Genomic DNA, 7,420 nt, shown 5'->3' with positions numbered 1-7,420 from the left:
GTGAGTGTTTTTGGCGAGCGTGCGTGATCTCGTGCGTGAAAAGTTCCGATTCGAGACCGATTTTGAAATCGTCGGCGTTTACGAAAATATAATTCAGGAATGTGTGCGGAAGCGTCGGCGTCTTTTGGAGGACGAACGTCGCTTGATCGCGATTTACGTGTTCGTTTTTGGTAATTTTCGATTTGAGTTGGATCAGGTTTTTCACGAATCGGAAACCGAAAACTAAAAATCCGGTTGTATAAACTACAATGAAAACCATCGGCCATAAATCGAACTCCGATGCTGTTTGAACCGACGTCGCATTGATCGAAACCGGCAACATTTCAAAAACCTGAGGCGCGGCCGATGCGATATTTTCGGTTTCAATTTCAATCGTCACAAACGGAACGACAATCGAAAACACCAACGCGAACAGTAAATAGAACCTATTGAATCGGTGCATTTTCGTCTGTTCGAGCAGCAATTTATACAACGCGAAAAGCACGATCTGGCAGGTTATCGAAGTGACCAGGAAATCAATCATTGCTGTTTCTTTTTGATTTGTTCGTCTATGATCGAGCGCAGTTCCTTGAGTTCATTTTCAGACAAATTGGTCTCGGTCGTGAAAAAGGAAGCGAATTGGGACGCGGAATTGCCAAAGAAATTTTGAATCAATCCATTTACGTGTTTCGAGAAATAGTCGTTCTTCTTGACCAGCGGATAATATTCACGCGAGTTTCCGAACTCATTGTACGCGACGAATTTCTTGTCGATCATGCGTTTGAGCAACGTCGCGACCGTCGTTGTTGCGGGTTTCGGTTCAGGGAACGCATCGAGCAAATCTTTCATGAACGCTTTTTTGAGCTTCCAGAGATGTTGCATGAGTTGTTCTTCGGCGTTCGTTAGATTCATTTTTATTTGTATTGTTATTTTTTATCCGTTAGATCTTTTTCCCCGACGATTTCGCCTTTGTAATACGTGTCGATCCAAATGGGTTTCCCGATCGAATCGAAGGTTGTCCAATCGCCCGAGTAATACCAGTGAATTAAAGTTGCGGTGGTGTCGAGGCGCGTGTAACCTTCGCGCTTTAGTTTCTCGTCTTCTCCGTAAATGAACGTGTGGCAAACAGTGCCTTGGTATTTCTCTTTTTTGTAGCGTTTATTTTCGGCTATGTAAATCCAGGTTCCGGTTTGGTAGTTTTTATTGTAGCGACCTTTGGCGATGTAGACGATTCCGTTTACGGTGTCGCGTTCTTTCCAGAAACCTTGGCGTTTGCCGTTGGAAAACCGGTTCGAACACGAAAGGAAGGCTAAAGCGATGAAAAAGGTTGCTATTATTTTCATTCTACAAATATAGTTGTATTTCTACAAACGTAGAGTTATCAATTTTTATTGTGGAGGTTTTTACATTTTTATTTTTTGCCACGAAGGCACGAAGGCACGGAGTTTTGGGAATTGTATTTTCGGAGATGCTCGCGTTAGGGCTGGGAGCGGCATCCTTTTGTGAGGCACGAAACAAAAGATATAGCGGACAGCCCGGCGACGGCTTGACAGGTTTTAAGATTACCGATAAGTTCCAGCCGGCGCAACGCCAAAAAAAATAAACCATTAAGATCATTAAAACCATTAAGAATCAAAACGCTTAATGAACTTAATGGTTTAAAAATTCTCACCAAAAAACCGCCCGTACAGCTGAACCGCAAACCCTTAATTCTCTTAACTATCTTAATGGTTCAAAAAAAATCCGCTGCAAAGCGGATTCTAGTAACTTAAAAACTTCGTGTCTTCGTGCCTTCGTCGCAAAAAAAACTATCTCGATAATTCCACAAAGTACTTGTAAAACAACGGAATCGTCTCAATTCCCTTCAAGTAATTGAAAATCCCGAAATGCTCATTCGGCGAATGGATCGCATCGCTGTCCAACCCGAATCCCATCATAATCGTCTTGCTTTTGAGTTCCTTTTCAAACAACGCCACAATCGGGATCGAACCACCCGAGCGCACCGGAATCGGTTTCACGCCGAAGCTTTCCTCATACGCTTTTGCCGCGGCTTGATACCCGATGGAATCCGTCGGCGTAACATAACCTTGTCCGCCGTGATGCGGCGTGACTTTCACCTTGACGCTTTTCGGGGCGATCAACGTAAAATGTTTCGTGAACAATTCCGTAATTTCTTCCCAATCCTGGTTCGGAACGAGTCGCATCGAGATTTTCGCGAACGCTTTGCTCGCGATGACGGTTTTCGCGCCTTCGCCTGTGTAACCGCCCCAAATTCCGTTTACATCCAAAGTCGGACGGATGGAATTGCGCTCGTTCGTTACATAATCTTTCTCTCCATAAATATCTTCGATGTCGAGCGCTTTCTTGTAATTGTCGAGAGAGAACGGCGCTTTTGCCATTTCATCTCTTTCCTCGCGCGACAATTCTTCGACCTTGTCGTAAAATCCCGGAATCGTGATGTGGTTGTTTTCGTCGTGTAATGAAGCGATCATTTTCGCGAGAATGTTGATCGGGTTGGCGACCGCGCCTCCGTACAAACCGGAATGCAAATCTCTATTTGGGCCGGTAACTTCAACTTCGACGTAACTCAATCCGCGCAATCCGGTCGTAATTGACGGTTGTTGGTTCGAGATCATTCCCGTGTCTGAGATCAAGATCACGTCGCACTTTAATTTCTCCTGATTGTTTTCGACGAACCAGCCCAGGCTTTTAGACCCGACTTCTTCTTCGCCTTCGATCATGAATTTCACGTTGCACGGCAGATTGTTGTTGCGCACCATGTATTCGAGCGCCTTCACGTGCATGTACATTTGGCCTTTATCGTCGCAGGCGCCGCGCGCGAAAATCGCACCTTCAGGATGGATTTCAGTTTTTTTGATGACGGGTTCGAACGGTGGCGACGTCCACAAATCCATCGGGTCGGGCGGTTGCACGTCGTAATGTCCGTATACTAAAACGGTCGGTAAATTCGGGTCGATCGTCTTTTCGCCATATACGATCGGGTAACCCGGCGTGTCGCAAATCTCGACTTTGTCGCATCCGGCGGCTTCCAAACTCTTTTTGACGGCCTCGCTCATGTCAATTACGTCCTGCGAATACGCGCTGTCAGCTGATACCGACGGAATCTTTAAGATGTCAACTAATTCGCTGATAAAGCGATCCTTGTGCTGTTGCACATAAGGTTTTATGTCGTCCATGAAGGAAATTATTGGTTATGTATCAAAAGTAAGAAAAAGAAATAAATCAAAATTTGCGCAAAAATGATTTGGAAATTGTGATGAATGCTTATATTTGCACCCACAATTGCAATAGCAATTTGATTTCTACCGCGGATATGGTGAAATTGGTAGACACGCCAGACTTAGGATCTGGTGCCGCAAGGTGTGTAGGTTCGAGTCCTATTATCCGCACTTCAAAAGTCTCTAAAGTCTTGTAAATAAAGATTTTGGAGATTTTTTTTTGAATTATTCCCCTAAGATTCCCCTTTTTCGTAAAGTTAATGCATTTTAATCCTATTGAATCTACTGAAAGTTAATGATTCTTTGCAGTACTTTTAGATAACCCAACCAACTATTCTGTAGTCATTCTAAAATGTAGTTTTTACTTGAAGTAAAATTTTCTCCATTTTTTCAATAGCTTCTTGTTCTTTTAAATGCGCAACATAACGTAATTCGTTAGCTTTTAGGACAAGGTTATTTATCTCTTTTTGCTTTTCGTGGTTTTTTAATAATGGAATTTCGACTTGTGACAAGTGTCTATCGTCAATCTCGTCAACTACAGAGCCGTATGTATGGCGGGTAATTAGCCTGTATCCAAACTCTGTATTCAACCAACAATATATATATCCTGCAATGTCAAGGTTTGCGGGAACGATTCGCATAACATGTTGATTTAACGTCCAGTTTTCCCAATGTTTTGGGATTATGTTAACTTTCCCAATTGTGCCGCTACATGTAACAGCCACCATATTTTCTTTTAGAAAGAGCTGTTCGCCAATACGTTTTAAATGTTGGTCAAGCGACAAATATTTGATGTTGCTTGGATTTAACTCTAATAGCTGCTTCCCTCCAAAAAAAGGTATGCCATTATGCTTTTCAACGTAAACCCTCTTAAATCGCCCTGGCAGTATTATATTTGAAGCGATTCGTTTATCTCCTAAAGTTGTTACTTCTTTCGCATTTGCCTTTATGGCGGTTAATATAGCACTGGTTGAGGGAACATGAAATGATGCTTCCATCCTAAACCGTAAATTACTTAGCTTAGTGGAATAATTTCGAAGCTCAACAGAATTGTCAAAGCATTTGGTTTGTAATTCTTCAATTGGTTTAAGTTGAAGCTCATCGTAAAGAATTTGCTCAGCTTTATCAATTAACTCATTGGATTGGTCTCTAAGATTATAGGATTCGACCACGAGATTATGAATTTCTTTTTTAATTGGTTCAGGTGAGTTAGGAATAACGATTTTTTCAAAATGTTGAGGCTCAATTTGGTCAACAACCGCTCCAAATGTATTGCTCTTTACAATGGTTTTTCCTGTTTCAGTCTGAAAATACGCATACATATAACCTGCATTATTTTTCGCGATTATCCTGATTGCGTGCTCGCTGATTAAACTTTTTGCCAAAGTTTTATTTACAAATGTAACGTTGCCAATTGTCCCCGAACGGGAAATTAATATTGTACCCTCCTTAACTTTAAATTGCTCAACGTTAATTACATTTGAAGACAAAAACTTTATCGGTCGTGGGTTCACAAATAGCATTTCTGAACTACCTATAAAACCAACTGCACCGTCTGTGTTTCGGCTTACATAATTTCTTTTTGCGCGACCACCATAGAAACAATCTTGGATAAATCCGTCTTTCGACCAGGCGTAGACGAATCCATTCCGATTATTCATTACTTTATCTTTTGCAACTTTAGATTCTATGCTAAATGCACTTGCTTCTAATCGTAACTTGTTATTAAAAACTTCTGCAAGTGAAACGGACGTATATTTAGGTGGTTCGGGAAGAAAGCTGTAATCGACTTCTTCCTCAACATCTTGAAGTTTAAATGCTAGATTGTTGTTTACCATGAAATGCCTTGTTTAGTTTTCCACTTTTTGAAAACCTCCGCAACGTGAATAGTTTGGTCGTTCACAATTTTTTCTTGTGTCACTTCTTTACGGGCAATTAGATTTCCATCGGCATCCTTTTCTCTTACAACTTCCTCCACCTCAATCATTACGATATTGCCTTTTTCATCGCGCTTAAAAATTTTGCCTCCCCTTTTATCGTGCCCAATATGGTCAATCATAGTCATAAATATATCATAGTCGATAATTTCTCTCGACTTCTCTTCTTCCGAGATTTCACTCTTCGTTTTCTTTTGAAGAAACAAAATAGAACATTGCGTGCCATTTCGTGGTTGGAAAGCATCGGCATGTAAGTCTACACTAGCTACAATTTTAGTGTTTTTTATCAACCAATGGCGTATGTATTCAAGACCTGGAGCACCTAAAATTGAATCAGGTAAAACAATTGCAGTCCTTCCGCCCTCTTTTAAAAGTTGGATTATTCTTTCTATAAATAGTTGTTCAGGAGGAACACTTGATTGAAGTCGGTCTGTCTTAAACCAATTCGCAGTCTTGTCTTTATTCCAAATATATCCTAAGTCAAATTGCTCAAGTATTTGTTGGTCTTTTATGGGGATTTTTGAACCAAATGGAGGGTTAGTGACGATAATATCAAAATAACCTAAACTTTTGTGATTGCGAATATCATTTGGGGAGATATTTAATGCTTTAGCAAGTTTCTTTTTCGTGTCCTCTTCCCACTCTTGGGGCGGGAGCAGAGAATTAAGTTGAAGAATATTTCCGCTGCCATCATTGTTCATTACCATGTTCATTTTGGTAGCTTTTACCAAATCGGGATTAATATCAAATCCGTAATAATTTTCTGCGGCTATTTCAGAAATTTGTCGTAAAAAGATTTTTTTACATCTGGATTCCATTCTGCTTCTTTCCCGTATTCAATCTCCATTTTTTTTCTGAGAGCGTCAATTACGGAAGTCATCGCCGTTACAACGAAGCCACCCGTGCCACAACTACTATCCAAAACCTTTTCATTGGCTCTAGGATTTATCATGTCAACAGCCATTTTCATCACATTTCTCGGCGTGAAAAATTCTCCTCTATCGCCTCTTAAATTAGCTCCAACTATCTCCTCATAAGCTTTACCCTTTATATCAATATTTGTAGTTAGGAGCGCATATTTCTGAAGTTCAGCTACTAAATAAGTTACCGTTCTTGGAGTGAGCTTTATCTCGTCATTTTTATCAAAAATTTGCCCGTGGCGTGTTTTTACGTCTTCAAAAATCTTAGAAATTCTTTTATAAACGCTGGCTTGACCGTCCTTGTAATTCCTTTCTTTTGATGTGGTGTAAAATTCTATCGGTTCAAGTAAATTACGTTCATCATGAATTTTGCAAAAAATAATTTTTAGAAACTCAAAGAATGCAGGTTGTTTTTGCAGTCCTTCGTTAACATAAATTATATTGTGGCACGTCTTGAACGTAAAAAGTAAATTGTCTTCATACGCCTTTATGAGTGTATTACGATTAGGTCTTTCGTGTTCGTCAGTAGTTCCTTCAGCGGATGGAATGTCATTAAATTCTTCAAAGAGATACTTGCCTTCCTCGGTTTTTATTTTTCTCCAAACTTCTTTGTGCATACCATTTGTCCACATTCCCCACTCACAATTGCTGCAAGCCGCCATATAAGAACGCATTTGAGCAACCCCGTCTTTTTTGTCGCTTGGTTTTACAGATTCTTTTTTACATTCGATTACAAGCCAAATGTTATCTTGGTCTTTCATCACCTCGTCAGAACTACCTTTAGGGAATATTACAATGTCGGCTCTTTTCTTACCCGAACCCATTTGTACCAACCGTTCAATTTTAATTTGTTCTTTAAGGTATTTATGCTCGTTTATTAATCGTTTTTCAACGGTTTGCCGAACATATTCTTCTGGTGTATCAACGCGAATCGTGCCGTCGATATAGTCACGAAGTTTTCCTTCGGGAATTGAAATGATAACTTTAGTTTCTACCACTGTAATAGTAAGTTTATTGAGCCAATTAGTATGCTTATAATAAAATAGATTAGATGCTAGCTAATTTTTTAATATGGCTGCAAGATAAGGTAATAGAATGAAAAAACTACAACCTGGTTTCGTAGGTTTTGGATTACAGAATCTAGGCTATTTCGAAAATAACAAAAAATTAATTTCTGATAACTAATTGAAAATCAACGCACTTTTAAAAGTTGATATAGTTTTATTTCATCTATTTTTAGTTTCTGGAAAATGTCCTACCTCTGTAAAAGGAAATCAAAATACGATTGGTTTTCATGCTTTGAAGATGCATCACAAAAGCAGTTTTTAATATCCCCTGATTATCG

6 protein-coding genes, 1 tRNA gene and 1 pseudogene are annotated in these 7,420 nt (G+C 39.8%); 1 reads left to right on the top strand and 7 read right to left on the bottom strand.

What is annotated here, in order from left to right:
- The 4 genes and pseudogenes from EOO50_RS08815 to EOO50_RS08800 all read right to left on the bottom strand — a co-directional run.
- Positions 1-523 (bottom strand): annotated as a pseudogene (locus EOO50_RS08815) (hypothetical protein); the annotation flags it as partial.
- Complete coding sequence (locus EOO50_RS08810; protein WP_290839325.1) at positions 520-891, bottom strand: BlaI/MecI/CopY family transcriptional regulator; 372 nt, start codon at positions 889-891, stop codon at positions 520-522. The pseudogene EOO50_RS08815 and the gene EOO50_RS08810, both read right to left, overlap by 4 nt.
- Positions 892-905: 14 nt before the next feature.
- Positions 906-1,322, bottom strand: a complete 417-nt coding sequence (locus tag EOO50_RS08805) for a hypothetical protein (RefSeq protein WP_290839323.1) — start codon at positions 1,320-1,322, stop codon at positions 906-908.
- Positions 1,323-1,787: 465 nt separating this feature from the next.
- Positions 1,788-3,176 carry a dipeptidase gene (locus EOO50_RS08800; RefSeq protein ID WP_290839320.1) on the bottom strand — a complete coding sequence of 463 codons (1,389 nt, stop codon included), beginning with the start codon at positions 3,174-3,176 and terminating at the stop codon, positions 1,788-1,790.
- A 131-nt stretch (positions 3,177-3,307) separates the two neighbouring features.
- Here EOO50_RS08800 and EOO50_RS08795 point away from each other — a divergent pair.
- Positions 3,308-3,389: transfer RNA gene (locus EOO50_RS08795), tRNA-Leu, on the top strand.
- A 176-nt stretch (positions 3,390-3,565) separates the two neighbouring features.
- Here the strand turns inward: EOO50_RS08795 and EOO50_RS08790 are convergent.
- Genes EOO50_RS08790 through EOO50_RS08780 form a run of 3 tightly spaced genes read right to left on the bottom strand, consistent with a single transcriptional unit; the run spans position 3,566 to position 7,073 of the window.
- On the bottom strand, positions 3,566-5,056 hold the full coding sequence (locus tag EOO50_RS08790) for a restriction endonuclease subunit S (protein ID WP_290839318.1): 1,491 nt from the start codon (positions 5,054-5,056) through the stop codon (positions 3,566-3,568).
- On the bottom strand, positions 5,050-5,973 hold the full coding sequence (locus EOO50_RS08785) for an N-6 DNA methylase (RefSeq protein WP_290839316.1): 924 nt from the start codon (positions 5,971-5,973) through the stop codon (positions 5,050-5,052). The genes EOO50_RS08790 and EOO50_RS08785 overlap by 7 nt, the downstream gene beginning before the upstream one ends.
- Positions 5,925-7,073 (bottom strand): type I restriction enzyme HsdR N-terminal domain-containing protein, encoded by a 1,149-nt coding sequence (locus tag EOO50_RS08780; RefSeq protein WP_290839314.1) that lies wholly within the window; start codon positions 7,071-7,073, stop codon positions 5,925-5,927. The genes EOO50_RS08785 and EOO50_RS08780 overlap by 49 nt, the downstream gene beginning before the upstream one ends.
- Positions 7,074-7,420 lie beyond the last annotated feature (347 nt).

Source organism: Flavobacterium sp., assembly GCF_004211145.1.
In the GTDB taxonomy this organism is placed as follows: domain Bacteria; phylum Bacteroidota; class Bacteroidia; order Flavobacteriales; family Flavobacteriaceae; genus Flavobacterium.
This window is presented reverse-complemented; position numbering and strand designations above follow the sequence as displayed.